This is a genomic window from Streptomyces sp. NPDC001549 (assembly GCF_042894025.1).
Taxonomy (GTDB): domain Bacteria; phylum Actinomycetota; class Actinomycetes; order Streptomycetales; family Streptomycetaceae; genus Streptomyces; species Streptomyces kutzneri.
In genome coordinates this window covers 15,730-30,849 of sequence record NZ_JBIAVJ010000051.1, presented here as the reverse complement: position 1 = coordinate 30,849, position 15,120 = coordinate 15,730, and the positions used below count along the sequence as shown (strand labels likewise).

Annotated in this window: 14 protein-coding genes and 2 pseudogenes; 8 read left to right on the top strand and 8 right to left on the bottom strand. The window is 69.5% G+C overall.

Features of this window, described 5'->3' with window-relative positions; all coding sequences use genetic code 11:
* Nucleotides 1–658: 658 nt before the first annotated feature.
* A pseudogene (locus ACFY04_RS42045) lies at nt 659–841 on the top strand (hypothetical protein); the annotation flags it as partial.
* 228 nt (nt 842–1,069) lie between these two features.
* Here ACFY04_RS42045 and ACFY04_RS42040 read toward each other — a convergent pair.
* Complete coding sequence (locus ACFY04_RS42040; protein WP_389126178.1) at nt 1,070–2,056, bottom strand: alpha/beta fold hydrolase; 987 nt, start codon at nt 2,054–2,056, stop codon at nt 1,070–1,072.
* A gap of 141 nt (nt 2,057–2,197) precedes the next feature.
* Here ACFY04_RS42040 and ACFY04_RS42035 point away from each other — a divergent pair, with 141 nt between their 5' ends.
* From ACFY04_RS42035 to ACFY04_RS42025, 3 genes are all read left to right on the top strand, one after another.
* Nucleotides 2,198–2,812, top strand: coding sequence for a helix-turn-helix domain-containing protein (locus ACFY04_RS42035; RefSeq protein ID WP_389126175.1), 615 nt, complete (start codon nt 2,198–2,200; stop codon nt 2,810–2,812).
* 1,105 nt (nt 2,813–3,917) lie between these two features.
* Nucleotides 3,918–4,688 (top strand): 2OG-Fe dioxygenase family protein, encoded by a 771-nt coding sequence (locus ACFY04_RS42030; protein ID WP_389126172.1) that lies wholly within the window; start codon nt 3,918–3,920, stop codon nt 4,686–4,688.
* 173 nt (nt 4,689–4,861) lie between these two features.
* On the top strand, nt 4,862–5,515 hold the full coding sequence (locus ACFY04_RS42025; protein WP_389126170.1) for a hypothetical protein: 654 nt from the start codon (nt 4,862–4,864) through the stop codon (nt 5,513–5,515).
* Between the two features lie 156 nt (nt 5,516–5,671).
* Here ACFY04_RS42025 and ACFY04_RS42020 read toward each other — a convergent pair whose 3' ends face one another.
* From ACFY04_RS42020 to ACFY04_RS42010, 3 genes are all read right to left on the bottom strand, one after another.
* Complete coding sequence (locus ACFY04_RS42020) at nt 5,672–5,878, bottom strand: cold-shock protein (protein WP_389120982.1); 207 nt, start codon at nt 5,876–5,878, stop codon at nt 5,672–5,674.
* A gap of 284 nt (nt 5,879–6,162) precedes the next feature.
* Nucleotides 6,163–6,729, bottom strand: a complete 567-nt coding sequence (locus tag ACFY04_RS42015) for a hypothetical protein (RefSeq protein ID WP_389126167.1) — start codon at nt 6,727–6,729, stop codon at nt 6,163–6,165.
* Nucleotides 6,681–7,853 (bottom strand): protein kinase, encoded by a 1,173-nt coding sequence (locus tag ACFY04_RS42010; RefSeq protein WP_389126164.1) that lies wholly within the window; start codon nt 7,851–7,853, stop codon nt 6,681–6,683. Before ACFY04_RS42010 ends, ACFY04_RS42015 begins: the two co-directional genes overlap by 49 nt.
* Before the next feature lie 612 nt (nt 7,854–8,465).
* Between ACFY04_RS42010 and ACFY04_RS42005 the strand changes: the two genes are divergently transcribed.
* The gene (locus tag ACFY04_RS42005) at nt 8,466–9,536 is read left to right on the top strand and encodes a hypothetical protein (RefSeq protein WP_389126161.1); all 1,071 of its coding nucleotides are present in this window, start codon (nt 8,466–8,468) and stop codon (nt 9,534–9,536) included.
* Nucleotides 9,537–9,631: 95 nt separating this feature from the next.
* Here ACFY04_RS42005 and ACFY04_RS42000 read toward each other — a convergent pair.
* The 3 genes and pseudogenes from ACFY04_RS42000 to ACFY04_RS41990 all read right to left on the bottom strand — a co-directional run bounded on the left by ACFY04_RS42000 (nt 9,632) and on the right by ACFY04_RS41990 (nt 11,660).
* Nucleotides 9,632–10,452: pseudogene (locus tag ACFY04_RS42000) on the bottom strand (IS5 family transposase).
* A gap of 15 nt (nt 10,453–10,467) precedes the next feature.
* Nucleotides 10,468–10,893: a DUF4267 domain-containing protein gene (locus ACFY04_RS41995; protein ID WP_389126159.1), complete on the bottom strand. Its 426-nt coding sequence runs from the start codon at nt 10,891–10,893 to the stop codon at nt 10,468–10,470.
* Between the two features lie 320 nt (nt 10,894–11,213).
* Entirely contained in the window at nt 11,214–11,660 is a 447-nt protein-coding gene (locus ACFY04_RS41990) for an anthrone oxygenase family protein (protein ID WP_389126156.1), read from the bottom strand.
* Nucleotides 11,661–11,750: 90 nt separating this feature from the next.
* Between ACFY04_RS41990 and ACFY04_RS41985 the strand changes: the two genes are divergently transcribed.
* Nucleotides 11,751–12,329, top strand: coding sequence for a TetR/AcrR family transcriptional regulator (locus tag ACFY04_RS41985; RefSeq protein WP_389126154.1), 579 nt, complete (start codon nt 11,751–11,753; stop codon nt 12,327–12,329).
* A gap of 705 nt (nt 12,330–13,034) precedes the next feature.
* Here ACFY04_RS41985 and ACFY04_RS41980 read toward each other — a convergent pair.
* Nucleotides 13,035–13,559 carry an SUKH-4 family immunity protein gene (locus ACFY04_RS41980; RefSeq protein ID WP_389126152.1) on the bottom strand — a complete coding sequence of 175 codons (525 nt, stop codon included), beginning with the start codon at nt 13,557–13,559 and terminating at the stop codon, nt 13,035–13,037.
* Between the two features lie 246 nt (nt 13,560–13,805).
* Here ACFY04_RS41980 and ACFY04_RS41975 point away from each other — a divergent pair, with 246 nt between their 5' ends.
* The gene (locus ACFY04_RS41975; RefSeq protein WP_389126181.1) at nt 13,806–14,201 is read left to right on the top strand and encodes a transposase; all 396 of its coding nucleotides are present in this window, start codon (nt 13,806–13,808) and stop codon (nt 14,199–14,201) included.
* A gap of 147 nt (nt 14,202–14,348) precedes the next feature.
* Nucleotides 14,349–14,876, top strand: coding sequence for a DinB family protein (locus ACFY04_RS41970; RefSeq protein WP_389126150.1), 528 nt, complete (start codon nt 14,349–14,351; stop codon nt 14,874–14,876).
* The last annotated feature ends 244 nt before the right edge of the window (nt 14,877–15,120 follow it).

Here is a 15,120-nt window from a genome sequence, read left to right as displayed (position 1 = left end):
CGGCAACCCGCCCCGGACCGCCACCGACGACGTGCTGGACCTCGCCGCCGCCCGCCGCGCCCGCCGGACGCAGCGGTGAGCAGCAAGACCACCCTCACCGTGGCCACCGCCGTCGACGCCCCCAACCCCCGCCGGGGCCGCGCCGGGCGGGCGGGCCCCGGCCGAGGCCCCAGTGGGCGTCAGCCAGGACGAGACGGCTGTCCTTGCCCGCGTTGCGCAGCGGTGGTGGTCATGGCTGTCACGGGTTGCCAGGCTGATGCCGTCAGGCGCTCATCGCGACCTGGCAGCATCATGGACGCGACCCTCCACTCCCTGACAACACCACCGTCCGCGCCGCCCACGCCCGGTAGAGCGGCGGGCCGCGGGAGGTGACGTGGCGTTGGGGCGGGGAGAGAGCGGGATGACGGCCGACGCGCGGGCGGGTGGCCGGGCGGGGGCGTGGAGTGACGCGGGTTGCGGCGGTCGTTGAACGCGGCATGAAGATCACTCGCTTCGCGTTGCCGGCGCTGCTGCCCGCGGCGGCGCTCCTGTCGGCCTTGGCCGCCCATTCCACCCCCGCCGCCGCCGAGGCGCACTTGCCGGACGGCCTGGTCCTCGATGCGAACTCCTCGTCTGGGATGCCGAGGCAGGGCGGCTGTCGTTCGAGGGGTTGCAGCGCTTCTCGGGCGCGCAGTGGACCCAGACGTTCCTGTCACGCCCCCTGACCCCCAAGGCCTTCGAGTGTGCTTTGAGAGAGGCGGGGCTCGCCGTCGACGACTACCTGACTGGCGACCGCACCTGGGTGCGGGCTCTGCCGGTCGCGGGTGCGGTATCCGGGGTCCCGGATAGGGCGGAGAGCTGAGTAAGGCGGGCCGCGTCGGCGGCACTGGCTCCTCGGCAGAGCCTGGGTGATGGAGGGGGCGTCCACGCGGTTCGTCCACGGGCGGCACTGTTCAGGAGGCGGATGCCCTCCCTGCCTAGGTCTGTCGGGCTGTGCGTTCCAGTTGGCGGGCAAGGCAGCCGACCGGTGAGAAGGCCGTATCGCCTATGTGAGTGGGGTGTCCGGGGCCGGGTGCTCGGCGTGTCTGGTTCAGCCCTGGAGGGCGGTGAGCCAGTCGGTCAGCAGGCGGTTGACCTCGTCGGGGCGTTCCTGCTGGATCCAGTGGCCGCAGCCTTCCAGCAGGTGGGAGGCGGACAGGGCGGGGAGAGTGGAGGGGTAGGCGTTGATGGCGTCGGCCATCCAGGTGGTGGAGGCGTCCAGGGTGCCGCCGATGAACAGGGACGGCTGCTTGATCGGGGCTCCGCGGTGGGGGGCGAGGTCCTCCCAGTCACGGTCCATGTTGCGGTAGCGGTTGAGGGCGCCGGTCAGGCCGGTGCGCTCGAACTCCGCGGCGTAGACGCCGAGGTCGTCCTCGCTCAGCCAGGCGGGGAGCTTGCCTGCGGGGAAGCGGTCGCGCAGCCGGCCGCCGTGGGCGACGAAGTGCGGGTCGGGCTCGCCCTGGGCGGGCATGGTGTCGGCGGACAGGGCCGCATAGAAGCCGGCGAGCCAGCCCCGGACGTCGGGCTCGATCTCCGCCTCGGCGCGGCCGGGCTCCTGGAAGTAGGAGACGTAGAACTCCTGCTCAGGGCCGCCGATCCGGTCGAAGACGTCGGTGGGGCGGGGGCCGCCCGGCGGGGCGTAGGGGACGCTCAGCAAGCCGACGGCGCGGAAGACCCCCGGGTGGAGCAGGGCGGAGGCGGCGGCGATGTTGGATCCCCAGTCGTGGCCGACGACCACAGCGCTCTCCTCGCCGAGGGCGCGCACCGCGGCGACGTTGTCCGCCACCAGGTCGAGCATCCGGTAGGCGTCGGTCGCGCAGGGCTTGGAGGAGCGGCCGTAGCCGCGCACGTCGATCGCCGCCGCCCGGTACCCGGCGGCGGCGAGGGCCGGGAGCTGGCGGCGCCAGGAGTACCAGGACTCGGGGAAGCCGTGCACGAGCAGGACCAGCGGGCCGGTGCCCTGCTCGACCAGGTGCAGGCGCCCGGCCGGGGTCTCGATGGTGCGGTGGCGGAGCTCGGCGGTCGGCTCGGGCTGCATGGGCTTCTCCTCGGTTCGCGGGCGGACGCGGGTACCCGTCGATCATGCGGCGCGGCGGCCGCCCGACGCGATCGGCGTTGCCATTCTGGCAAGCTCGCAGGACAGGGCGGTGGAGCGGTGCGGCTGGATGGAGCGGGAACGGTGACAGGCGATGACCCGGACGGCACGCCGACGGCGATGGGGCCCAGGCTGCGAGCCGCGCGCGAGCAGCACGGCGCCACGCTCGCCGGTATCAGCCGGGCGACCGGCATCTCGCCGAGCACGCTGTCGCGGATCGAGACCGGCCGACGCAAGCCCACCCTGGAGGTGGTGCTGCAGCTGTCGAAGGAGTACGGCGTCTCCCTGGACGAACTCGCCGGTATCGCACCCGCCCCGGTGGCCGAGCATCGCACCTCGGCGCCGCCGAGCTTCGGTGACGACAAGACGGTGCTGCCGCTCACCCGGTACGTCGGCGGCTTGCACGCCCACAAGCACGTACTGCCCGCCGTCGAGGATCCGCCCGCGCGGCCCCGGCAGGTCTCCCACGAGGGCTACGAGTGGCTGTGCGTTCTGTACGGGCGGCTGTGGCTCGCGCTGGGCAACCAGGATCTTGTCCTGGCCGCCGGGGACGTCGCCGAGTTCGACACCCGCACCCCGCACGGGGTGGCGAACGCCGGCCCCGGCGGGCCGGTCGAGTACCTGATCTTGTTCGGGCCGCAGGGCGAACGACTGCGGCCGCGGACCAAGCCGGCCCCCGGTAGCCCGCAGACCCCGTGACCGATCCAGACCCGGTGCCGCTGAGCGTCGCGCAGCGGCCCGCAGGCCACCAGGCAAAAAGCGGTCGGCATGCGGCTGCCATACGGCGGACGGTGCCACGCCGTCGAAGGAGATCACCACCGGTGGGTCGTCGGAGCCGTCGAGGCGCACGGCCATCACCCACACACCCCGATTCTCGACCATGGACGGCAGCAGACCGAGGGATCCGACCGGGTCGAAGGGCCGTTCTTCCTGTTCCTCCACGTCGTCGGGCCAGTCGCCGTTGTCCTCGGGCCAGTGGTAGACCTCCTCCCGGCCCAGCCGGTCGGCGTCGTACACGGCGGGGGCGGCCTTCCGCAGGGCCTCGGTGATCCGGCGGGCGTGCCGGTCTGCGACGTAGCGCTCCGCCTCGGTCAGTACCTCCGCCCCGTGCCCGGGCGGGTCGGCGTCGCGGCGGGAAGGGGCGGCGCCGGGTCGTCGAGCGGGACCGGGTCGTCGGGCGGGACCGGGATCGACCCGTCCGCGTTCGGAATGCCGGGCGGCGTCTGCCCCGGGCCGTAGCGGGGCGTGACCGGCCCGGACCCGCCCGGCGGGTCCTCGGGGCGGGGCGGCCGGGAGCGCCTTGCCGGCGGGGGACCGGTCGGCGTCCGCGTTCGGCACGCCGCAGACGGAGAGGGCCAGGGCGCCGAACACGGCCGCCATCAGGGGCTTCGGGAGGGAGACCGTTCGCATGACCGCAGCCTGCCGGTGGACCGCTGCCCTTCACGGGAGTACGCGTACCCACGTCCGGGCTCCGGACCACCGATGTGTACCCCGGCCGGGGTACGGGCGGTTGCGGGCTCAGCGGCGAGGAGACAGCGCAGCCCAGCCATTTGCTTCCTCCGGCGACCCGTAGGACGCTCGCACCCGGACTGCCCGTAGTCTCGATCGTTCGACGGGCACGCCGCAAGGGCTGTGGCTTGCATCGTAGGGCCGCGTCGAGCCCGGGGCGTGACGGGCGAGACGTGTGTAAGGCCGGCACGGCCGCCGGCGCCATGGCCCGTGTGGTGACCTGTTGGAGGAACACGTGGAAAAGGCTGAGCCCCAGCGGCGATCGCACTCCGATGCGGGGGGTCCGGGTGAGGGCATGGACGGTCTGCGTGAGCGCGGGTTCGCCCGCTACGGCGCTGCGCAGCTCGGTATCATCCCGGCCGGCTCCGCTGCGGGGGACTTGGCCAGGATCCGGGAGGTCTTCGCGACTCTGCCGCCCGACCCGTACGCTCCGGGGACGAATCGGTTCCGCCGCTACTCCCATGCCGTGTACCTGCCGTGGAAGGACGAACTGTCCTGGATTCCCGGAACCCCCGACCCCGTCTACGGTACGGTCACCGACTTCTCCCAGGGTGAGGACGACCCTGAGTACCCGCGGACGCGCCGCGTGCTCCCCGACATCCCCGAGGCGCTGCGCGGCAACGCTCTGCTGTTGCGACTCCTGCGCTGGGACATCGAGCAGGTCCTGTCGCTGAAGAATCTGGGGAGACGGCCGCTGTGGGCTGGTGTGCACCTGATCAGGCTCGGTGTCGACCGTCCTGGCCAGGAGGCCGTTTCTTCCCCGGACTGCTTGCACCAGGACGGAGGTTCCGCCAGCACGTTCACTTTCGCCCACCTGATCAGCCGTACCAACGTCACGGGCGGGCAGAACGTCATCGCCACACCGGGCAGCGCGGGCCTGCGGCCCGAGGACCCGTGGGCGGACATCCACGCCGAATTCACCCTCACCGACCCACTGGACGGCTACGCCGTCCACGACCACAGAGTGAGCCACTACGTCGGCCCGGTCCGCGCGGGCCCCGAGGCAGGGCCGGGCGAACGGTCCATCCTCATCGTCGGCCTCGCCCCGTACGTCCCCCAGCTGTGACACCGGCACTACCACCCCAGCCCGCTCCGGCGGCGCCGGGCGCTGCGCCGCCCGGGGCGCTCGGCACGCCAGAGGGCGGGGACCGGGAGTGGTCGATGCGCCTGCTGGAGGCGATCGGCGAGGCTGCCGATGACGGGACCGGTCATGTCATAGGCTGCCCTTAGCCTGTCGCCATGCAGACCACTCTGATGATCTATGACGGCACCGCTCCGGCCGACTCGGACGTCCCACGTACCGGGGGTGTGCCGCTGGCTCCTGCGGGATTCACCTGGCCCATGTGCGGCTCCGGCTGTGGAGGGCCGCTGCAGTTCTTCGCTCATCTCCCTGTCGAGTACGGCGTTCTGTCGGTATTCGTGTGCCAGAACGATCCGGGCGCATGTGAATCCTGGGACGCGGCTTCCGGCGCGAACCGGGTCTACCTGTTTCCCCGGTTGGAACTGCAGCCGGTGGTTGTGCCCGAGACGGGAGTGACGCTGCTGCCCGCTACCTCGGCCATCCGCACCCAGGTCGTGACGCTCGACCCCGAAGAGAACGACGACCACGACGAGCTCGCGCCTGACGCGTACGACCTTGCCCGCTCGGGATGGAAGCGGGAACCCGAAGAACGATTCGGGAAGCAACGCGAAGTGCTCGGGTCGCTCGGCGGCAGCCCCTCCTACCTTGAGGACGACCGACTGCCCGCATGCCCCTCCTGCGCCGGCACGACGGAATTCGCGGCGCACCTGGAGGAAGGGATCTCCTCGCAGACCGCGATGAACCTCGGCGGCCAGCTTGGCTACGTCTTCGTCTGCCGCGCGTGCCGCGAAGGCGCCTTCCTCACAGATTGAGCACGCACATCGCAGACGACGCTCCGTCAGCCGCCCAACAGGGAGGGGCGTAGCGGCTCTCGGCTCGGTGGCTCGCGCGATGTGCGAGCACGGGGGAGTCCCCTGCCGGGCCTCGGGCAGAAGGCTCCCGTCGTGGGTGGGCGTGTACGGGGCCCGTCAGCCGATGGGCACGACGTGCTCGGCCTGTGGTCCCTTGGGGCCCTGGGTGACGTCGTACTCGGCCTTGGCGCCTTCGGCGAGTTCCTTGAAGCCGGTGGTCTGGATGGCGGAGAAGTGGACGAACACGTCGGGTCCGCCGTCGTCCTGCTGGATGAACCCGAACCCCTTCTCCGAGTTGAACCACTTCACAATGCCTGTCGCCATCGGTGTCCCTATCGATACGCCACGCGGGCCGCGGGTGCGCGACCGTCTCCCATCGTGCCCATCGTGCCCGTCCGGCCCACCCACCACACGCCGGATGCGGAACTCCCGCCGCCACGCCCGCGACGGCGCGGAACCCGGGGGTCGAGCTCTGCTCACCGAACCGCCGGACAGTGGCCCCGAGCACCCCCGGATGAGACACGCCCCGTACGTGACCACGCCGGAAAGCCCGGACACCGCCCCGGCCCGCGACAGCAACTCACCCTCTGGTGAAGCGCGGATCGGTCTTAGCAGCGGGCGAGTGTGCCGCTCTTCAGGGTGGATTTGTCGCCGACCAGCCAGCCTTCGGTACTCGTGCCCTCGATACGGGCGTAGATCCACTTGTTGGCGTGGGCATTGGTGACGTAGCAGTGGTAGTAGACCTTCACGCCGGACTTGACCGCGGTCACATAGGAGCACTCCGCGTACGGGCCGGTGTAGAGGTGGGTTTCTTGGGCCGCGTACCCGTAGCCGTCGCTGCGGTTCGAGTGGGCCCAACCGGTGCACGCCGTCGACACCGGGACGGGCTCCTTCACCGGGGAGCTGGTCGTTGCCTTCGGCGAGCCGGACGGTTTCGTGGCCGAGCCGCCGTTGCCGGGCGTTGGCGTGGGACCTGTCTGCCGGTCCTCGTCCTTCTTCGAGGGGGTGGCGGACGTCAGGTCTCCCGGGGTGGCCGGGCCGTCGGACATGTCACCGTCGGCGGCGCTGCTCGCCGTCGGAAGCGCCGTGTTCGACCCGCCGCCGCCCGCGTCGCCCCGCGTGTCCATCAGGGCGTAGGCGACTCCGCCGCAGGTGAGGACGGTGGCGGCCGCCACCGCGACGACGGTACGGGTGCGGCGGCCTCGCGTGCGTACGGTCGTGGCACTGGTCTCGGAACGGCTGCCGTGACCGTCGGGTATGCCGGGGGCCGTGCCCGGCTGCGCGGCGCTCGGCTGCGCGGCGCCCGGCTGCGGAGGGGCGCCGTAGGCGTCGGTCGGCGTGTAGGAGGCGACTGGCTGGGGGGCGGGCTGGGAGAACGGCGCGGCGGGGGGACCGAAGGCCGGCGGAGGGACGGGCTGGGGGCCGGTGCCGGTGCGAGGTCCGCCGTCCTGACCCCGGCAACCGCCTCCAGCATGTCGCGCGCCCGCCCGGCGTCGGGCCGCTGCAGCGGGTCCTTGGCCATGAGCGCCTGCAGCACCGGGGTGAGCGGTCCGGCGCGCCGGGGCTCCGGCAGCGGTTCGCCGACGATCGCCGCCAGCGTGGACCACACCGACGTACGGCGGAAGGGCGAAGAGCCCTCCACGGCCGCGTACAGCGTCATGCCGAGCGCCCAGATGTCCGACGCGGCACCCGGTTCCAGGCCCTGTGCGCGTTCCGGCGGCAGATAGTCGAGGGAGCCGACGATCTGACCGCTCTGGGTCAGCTTGGCCAGGGCCTCGTCGCCGGTGGTCTCCATGCTGGCGATGCCGAAGTCGGTGAGTACGACCCGGCCGTTGCGCTCAAGCAGTACGTTGCCGGGCTTGACGTCCCGGTGGAGGACCCCGGCCCGGTGTGCCGCGTCGAGCGCGTCCATCAGCTTGGCGCCGATCGCGGCCGCTTCACGCGGGTCCAGTGGGCCGCGCTCCGCCAGCACGTCGTCGAGGGAGGGCCCGTCGACCAGCTCCATGACGATGACCGGCAGCCCCTGCTCCTCGACCACGTCGTGCACGGTGACCACACCGCTGTGCCGGATGCGGGCGGCGGCCTGCGCCTCCCGCTGCATCCTGACCCGCAGATCGGCCAGTTCGGCCGGGGAGGCGTCGGTGAAGGCCCGCAGGACCTTGACGGCGACCTCGCGGTTCAGCAGCTGGTCCACCGCCCGGGCGACCACACCCATGCCACCGCGCCCGATCATCGCGGTCACGAGGTACCGCCCGCCCAGAGCCTTGCCGACCAGCTCCGCGCCGTTCGCCCCCGTCACCCGTCACGCTCCGTTTCGTCGCACTGTTGAAGATCCGCGGGCACCAGCGTAGGGGTACACGTGCGGGCGGGTGCGCACGGCCCGGCCCTCGGCGCGCAGGTGCACCTTCCAAAGCCTGTGATCATCCAGACATCTGACGTGAGATCAGGACACTCGTGCGGTTCCCGGCGTCCCGCCTGTTGGGCCGGGAGCCGGCCCGCCGGGGCCATGGCGACTGCGGCCCCCCGGTGACTTCGAAACTCGGCCTGCCCAGGGCGGTGTGAGGAACCGTGCAGTTGTCCGGCGCCAGTCATGTTCAGGTGACCGCCCGATGTCCAGGCCCTGCTCTAGAGTGATCGTTTGACTCCGAAGAAGGTGAGGCGGCTTGTGAAGTCCAGGACTGCACAACGGTGTTATGTGTTCGTCGCGGTCTTGGCGATGGCAACCGCTGGCTGTACGAAGGCACCAGTGCCAAACGCCATGGACGCTGCTCCACCGGCTTCCACAGGCACACCTGGCAAGCCACCGCGCGCCGTACACGATCCGCCGGCACGTTTCGATGGCGGCGCCGGAGTGCTCATGCCGCAGGAGGCTGGGTCGGGCCGGTTGACATGGCCGGGGGGAGGGACGCCAGTGGCTCTCCACAAGCAGACGGCATATGTGGCTCTGCCCGATCGTGTCCTGGCGGTCGACACGGCTAGCGGCGCGGTCACCACCGCGGTCACTTCGGAAGCCGAGCCACTCGTGAAGTTGACCCCAAATCTTGAGAACGGCTTCCCGGCTCCCTTTGTCACCGGCGCTGAGTCACCGCTCGTCCTCACCACATTTTTCGTTCATCAGCCGGGCGTCGGAACGCAGGCCCCGCGCGTCTTTCTGGAGTTCACGGCGATCCCCACGGCCGCGGGGGCCACCCCGTGGCGGATGCCGCTGGAACTTCCGGAGTGGACGAAGCGTAGCCAGTCTCCGATCGCTTCTTCGGTCGTCGGGGTGTCGGGCAAGGTCGCTGTCTTTACGCTCTCCCCCACCCAGCCGACGATCTCAGCCGGAGCCACCACCTATGCCGTCGATCTCGACAGTCATCGTGTGCTGTGGACTAAAGACCTGTTTCAGGCGGCGTCAGTCACGGACGGCGTCGTGACGGGCGAGAAGTGGGACAAGGCCGACAGCGACTACTCGGCCGCAGCCGGATACGACCTGGCTACTGCTGCAGAGAAGTGGCGGGCGGAGGACCGCATCAACCTCAGCGTGAAGCCGGCGGGCCCCCATCTCATTCTCGCCACGGCGAAGAACAAGTCCGACTTTCGGATCCAGTACCGCCAGCTCCTCGACCCCACCACCGGCAAGGTGAAGCGGGATCTGCCGGACGACCTTCCCGGCAGTGACTGCGCTCACGACGGCGCGAGCACCCTCGTGTGTGCCGGGCGTAGTCTCGAGTCCTACGTCTGGGCCGTTGATGACACCAGCGGTGCCGTCCGTTGGCAGCTGCCGGACAAGAACGCCGGCCGCATCGCACCCCAAGTGACCGCGGTGTGGCACGGGCGAATCTACGGCAAAACCGGCGACGGCCCCCTCACCTTGGACGCGCGTACCGGCGCCGACCTGCCGACACGGCCCGGCATCGCCCCCTACCTGGTCAACGAGTACATCGGACTGGCCCTCTCCGAACCTGGCGACGCCTTGACGGCCTACCCGACCAACGGATGACTGCGACATCAGGAGGGCCTCGGTCGTGGAGGATGCAGAAGGGTGACACTCGGGAGCGGGAGGCCGCCTTCTTAAGGGCGCGTATCGGGTCGTGATCAATGAGTCGCTCTGGTGAGGTCTTTGATGATCCAGATCATCGAGGCGCGCAGGTAAAGGCCGACGAGGTAGCTGTCCGGGGTCTTGTCGTATCGAGTGGCGACGCCCCGCCATGCCTTGAGCTTGTTGATCTGCCGCTCGACGGTGTTCCTCTCCTTGTAGAGGCCGGCGTCGTGGCCGACGGGCCGGCCACTCCCGGAACCCTTCCTCTTCCGGTTGGCGGCCTGGTCGGCCTTCTCCGGGATGACCGCCTTGATGTGACGTTTACGCAGGTGGTGGCGATTACCGCGGGAGGAGCGAGCCTTGTCCCCGGCGACGGTGACGGCGACGGCGACGGCTTCCGGCCGGGTGCGGGGGCGGCCGACGGGCCTGCGGACCGGATCTTCCGTAGGACGGGGATGAACTGCGGGCTGTCGGCCGCCTGTCCGGCGGTCAGCGCGAACGCCAGCGGGCGACACCTGCGGTCGGCGGCGAGGTGGAGCTCGCCGGTCTGCCCGCCCCGCGAGCGTCCCGAGAGGGCGGTCTTCAGACAGAGCTTTCGCCGGCGGCGGACCCGTCGTCGTTCCTCCCGCTCGGGGGCCGCTTCGGCCTCGCGTCCGCTTTGTTCTTCGGGGCTGCCCCCTTTGGCGGGGGCCTTCTCCTCTTCGGCGGCGGTCTTCTCCAGGAACTGGTGCCGCAGGGTCTTGGGGTACCGGCCGTACTCGCCGATCGGCAGGTGCGGCTCGGTGAACTCCCAGTCTTCGTCCGTCAGTTGCGCGCGAGTGACGCGCGACGGTCTACCGGGCCAGGGCCTGGAACGGGGCGAAACCCATGGATTGATCCGGCCCGATCTGCGCTAGGCGGGCTGTGGGGCGGGCGTTTCCGGAGCGGCCGCGACGTTGCGGGTCTCGCGCATGATCAGCAGGCCGTTGACCACCATCAGTGTCGCGGTCAGGCAGTGGACGCCGAGCGCGGTGGCCACGGAGCCGTGGTGGGCCAGCACGTTGGTCATGTCGCCGTACGCGGCGAGTGCTTCCGTCAACAGCACCCAGCCCAGCGCACGGCGGTGACCCGTCACCAGCAGGATGCCCAGAACCAGGGCCATGACGACGTCGCGGATTCCCTTGATGATCAGGAAGCCGTCGCCATCGCCGGACGGCCAGCTCGGCAGGCCGTAGCCCGGTGCCGTCGTCTCCGGGCTCAGGATGTACTCCGTCCCGAACCAGAGGATGAAGAGGATGAAGGCGGCGGCCAGGACGGTGTTGATCTTCTTCAGCGACATTGTTCTTCTCCATGCGAGTCTTCGTCAGCTTGGTGAGCTTCGTGGAGCTTGTCGAGTCGTGTGGGGCCCGATCAGGCCGCGTGGATGCGGCCGATCGAGGGGCGCAGCTTGCCGGGATCGCAGTTGTGGGATCTGAGCGGCAGCTGCATTCCCGAATGTCGGGATTTCGGTGGTCAGCCGCCCCCGAAGAGTGGGGATTGGCCACCAGCGCGGCCTCGGCTCACGGGGTCAGAAATCCGATGCCCTCTCCGGCCCACCCCGACAGGGCAAAAGCCGTCGACATGCAGGGGTGAGCCAGGCATGTCGGGGCAGCGGTGGTATCAGGCGAGGGCGGCGACCAGCAGGGTGAACGCGGCGACGATGACGGCGACGCGGATGTAGTGGTAGCGGTTCCAGCGGTGCAGCTGCTCCTTCCAGTCGGCGGGCCGGTTCTCGGAGGTCCAGGTCTTGTTTCGGTTGTTGATCGGGACGAGCAGCAGGATCGACATGACCACGCTGAGGATCAGCAGTCCGGCGGCGGTGACGACGAGTCCGGCGCCGTGGTGGTGCCATCCGGCAACGGCCCAGATCGCGCTGAGGACGATCGAGCCGATGTACCAGAACGGCATCAGGGCGCCGAGCATCCGGCCGCCGTGGGCGTGGCCGAGCTGGCCGCTGTCCTCGGGAAGCGCGTCCAGGATCCGGTTCATGATGAAGGCGACGGAGAACTCCACCCCCACCATCAGGCCGACGACGACGGTGGTGACGACCTCGAGTGCATTGAGCATGACGATCCCTCCGTGAACTAGCGTTGCTAGATGATGAGGCAACGCTAGTACTGCTCACGCTCGTATGTCTAGCGATGCTAGGATCGATTCATGTCGGTACAGGAACGCAAGCAGCGCGAACGGGCGGACCGCGAGCGCCTCATCGTGGCGACGGCCCGCGAACTCGCCGAGCAGCAGGGCTGGGACGCGGTCACCACCCGCCGGCTCGCCGAGCGCATCGAATACAGCCAGCCCGTCCTCTACAGCCACTTCCGCGGCAAGCGCGAGATCATCGGCGCCGTCGCCCTGGAAGGCGCCGCCGAGCTGGCCGCGGCGGTGCGTGCCGCGGCCTCCAGAGGGAACAGCCCGCGCGAGCGGGTCGCCGCCCTCGCCCGCGCCTACCTCGACTTCGCCGAGCACAACCCGGCGGTCTACGACGCCTTGTTCCAGCTCGACGGCGGCCTGGCGTACGCGCAGGAGGACACCCCCGAGCCGCTGAAGGACGCCTTCGCCGCCCTACTCGAGTGCCTCGCCGAGGTCACCGGCGACGGCGTCCACCCGGGGCTGTTCACCGAGGTGTTCTGGGCGGCTCTGCACGGCCTGGCGACCCTGACCCGAGCGGGCCGCCTGCTGCCCGAGGACGCTGAGCCGAGGGTGGAGCTGTTGGTGGACCGGCTCCCCATGGTCTGACACACCGTCCCGGCGGGCACGCAGCCGGGGTCCTCGGTCCCCGCCGCTGCCTGCCTGCGGCAACGCTTCCAGTCACTCGCACCCACACGGCGCAGCCGCAGATCGCCGGGCCCCGCACCCTCAGACGGGGCACCCACCCCGGAGGCTGCGATGCTCATTGATGCGGGGACCGCCTTCGGGCTGCTCGCGTGTGATCGTCGAACGACCCCGACTGTGCGCTGCACCAGTTCGCGATCCGCCCGCCCGAGCACGCCTGGATCGCTGCCACGGTCAAGGACGCTCTCGGCGAGCGCGAGGGGTGGGGATCTCTGAAGAGCGTCATCACCGAGCACGGCGACGCCGTGGGGCCGGCGCCGGAGTGGCACCCCGGCGGGCGGGATCCGCTTCAACACCCTCTCCGCGGTGAGGCCACACGGCCCTCCGGGGTCGGGCAGACTGCCACCACGACGGACGATGAGAAGGCCGAGGCCCCGCACACGACGGCGGCCGGCCCGGCGGCCGGGTCATAGAGGGCACTCCATGATCATCGGGAGCCGTGCCTGCGCGTGTACCTGCCGATCCATCACGCATCACCATCACGGCCGAGTTGGGGCATCAGGCCCATAGCGGCTACGTTCGGGCCGACCGTGAGAACGATGGAGCCCTGGTCGCCCGGGAGGGCAGGTCTTACCAGATTCCGTATTCAAATTCCTCCAGCGAGAGGTTCTACTGGCTTTCCTCGTCGGAAAATGGTGTCGTGTCGAAGGCTTCGACGATTTCTCGGAAGCGTGATACGAGCTCTTCTGGTTCGGACCCGTTTCCCCGCTCTATTTCTACCTTGCGCAGTTCAATCAAGGCGAATACGAGCGATTCGACGTCCCGGTGCAGCTCGATGTAGCCTTCGGCTCCTTCAGGGAAGGCGTAAACCTTTCCGGACTCCGGATCCAGAGTGAGCAGCGACGTAAAGAAGTATCCGAGGCTCCACCATGACCGGCTTTCATCAGGGCACTCGATATCATAGTGATCGAATCGACTCCCGATGGTGATCGCGTCGATCTCCGGACTGTATGGGTTCTTGAGGTCTGCACGGGTGTTGAAAACGTCTGATGAGGGGAGCCCGATCGTGCTGAGGAAATTCGCCGTGTGTGGGTCAACTACCGCTTCGGCGCCCTGATGGGGAAAGTATGTGATGCCGTCGAGGCCGAAAGTACTGATCAGGCTCTGCGATGTAACGGTAAAGTTCACTGCCATCCCAACTGGTCTACTTCCCGTGCGCCCTTGCGCCGGAGGCTGTGGCCCTCAACAGCGGCGGGCGGCCGTAGAGGTGCCCGGGATGGAGGGTTGCGCCCTCGCGCCGCTCGTGCGATCTGAAGCGGCACAATAGCCTTCGCCCCGCTTGCTGTTACCGCCGCTCGGGCTGAAGAAGGCGGTTCAGTCGGCCACCTGCTGACTCACGCTTCCTTGTACCTCGGTGCCCATCCGGCGCTCGGGACCGCCCTGCGCGGGAACGGCCTTGAGCAGTCGCCGCCGCGACGCAAGAGCTTCTCCTGGCGCGACTACCGGGACCTACTGATCGCCGCACACCAGCAGCTCCGCGGCCCGATCGTCCTCGTCTGGGACAACCTCAACGTCCACAAGGCCGCCGACCTGCGAAAGTTCGCCGAAGCCCGGGACTGGCTCACCATCTACTACCTGCCGCCCTACGCACCCGACCTCAACCCCGTCGAAGGCATCTGGTCCCTCCTGCGACGCGGCTGGCTCTCCAACGTTGCCTTCAGCACCCCCGAACACCTCATCCAGCGCATCCGACGCGGCCTACGCTACATCCAGTACCGCAGCCACCTCATAGACGGCTGCCTCGCCGAGACCGGCCTGACCATCAAACCCAGATGAGCTGTCCGTTGTCATCCAATCGAGGCGTTCTGACAGCGAACGCAGTCGCGCCAGCGAACCCCAGCCGTGTGAGGCGAACGCGCTGGAGGCAGCGATGTCGTCCAATCGAGGACACCTTCTGGCCTACATGCTTCCTAGGGTCTGCTCATGACCACTTCGTCGCAAAACACGACCCCACTTCTTCGAGGCGAGCGCAGTGAGCTTCTGCATGCGCTCTCGGAGCAGCGGGAGTTGCTGCTGATCACGGTCCGCGGCATCACCGACGCTCAGGCTGCACAGCGCACGACCGCGAGCGACCTCACCCTAGGCGGAATCGTCAAGCACCTCACCCGCGGCGAGCAGGTGTGGATGCAGATCATGGTCGAGGGGGACGGAGAGCTGCCAGAGGGCATGCTGGACATGGGGCAATACGGCATGGCCGACGACGAGACGCTTCCCGGGCTGCTGAAGCAGTACGCAGTTGCGGCACGGACGACCGAACGGGCTGTGACTGACCTGCGGGACCTGGACCGAAGCGTGCCCCTCCCCAGCACTCCGTGGTCCCCGCCGGAGACGGTCTACTGGTCGGCGCGCCGGATCCTGCTGCACCTGATCAGAGAGACCGCCCAGCATGCAGGGCACGCGGACATCATCAGGGAATCACTCGACGGAGCCAGCACCACCGCTCAACGTTGATCGCTCCAAGGGGTCCAAGTGCAGGCGACTCGGTTCGCCGGCAACACGCCTGACTTCACTGTCAAAGGGCATGAGCAACACGACACCACGAGTTCATCCTCAGTAACGCAGCGCGGCGAGGCCCAGCACCGCGATCATGCGGTCCCCGGCCCGGCATGGCCGACCGGCCGGCGACGCACGCCGCCCCAGTTCGCTGACGCGAGTGAAGGCGCGCTCCGGGGCCGACGCGGTTTCGGAACAGCCG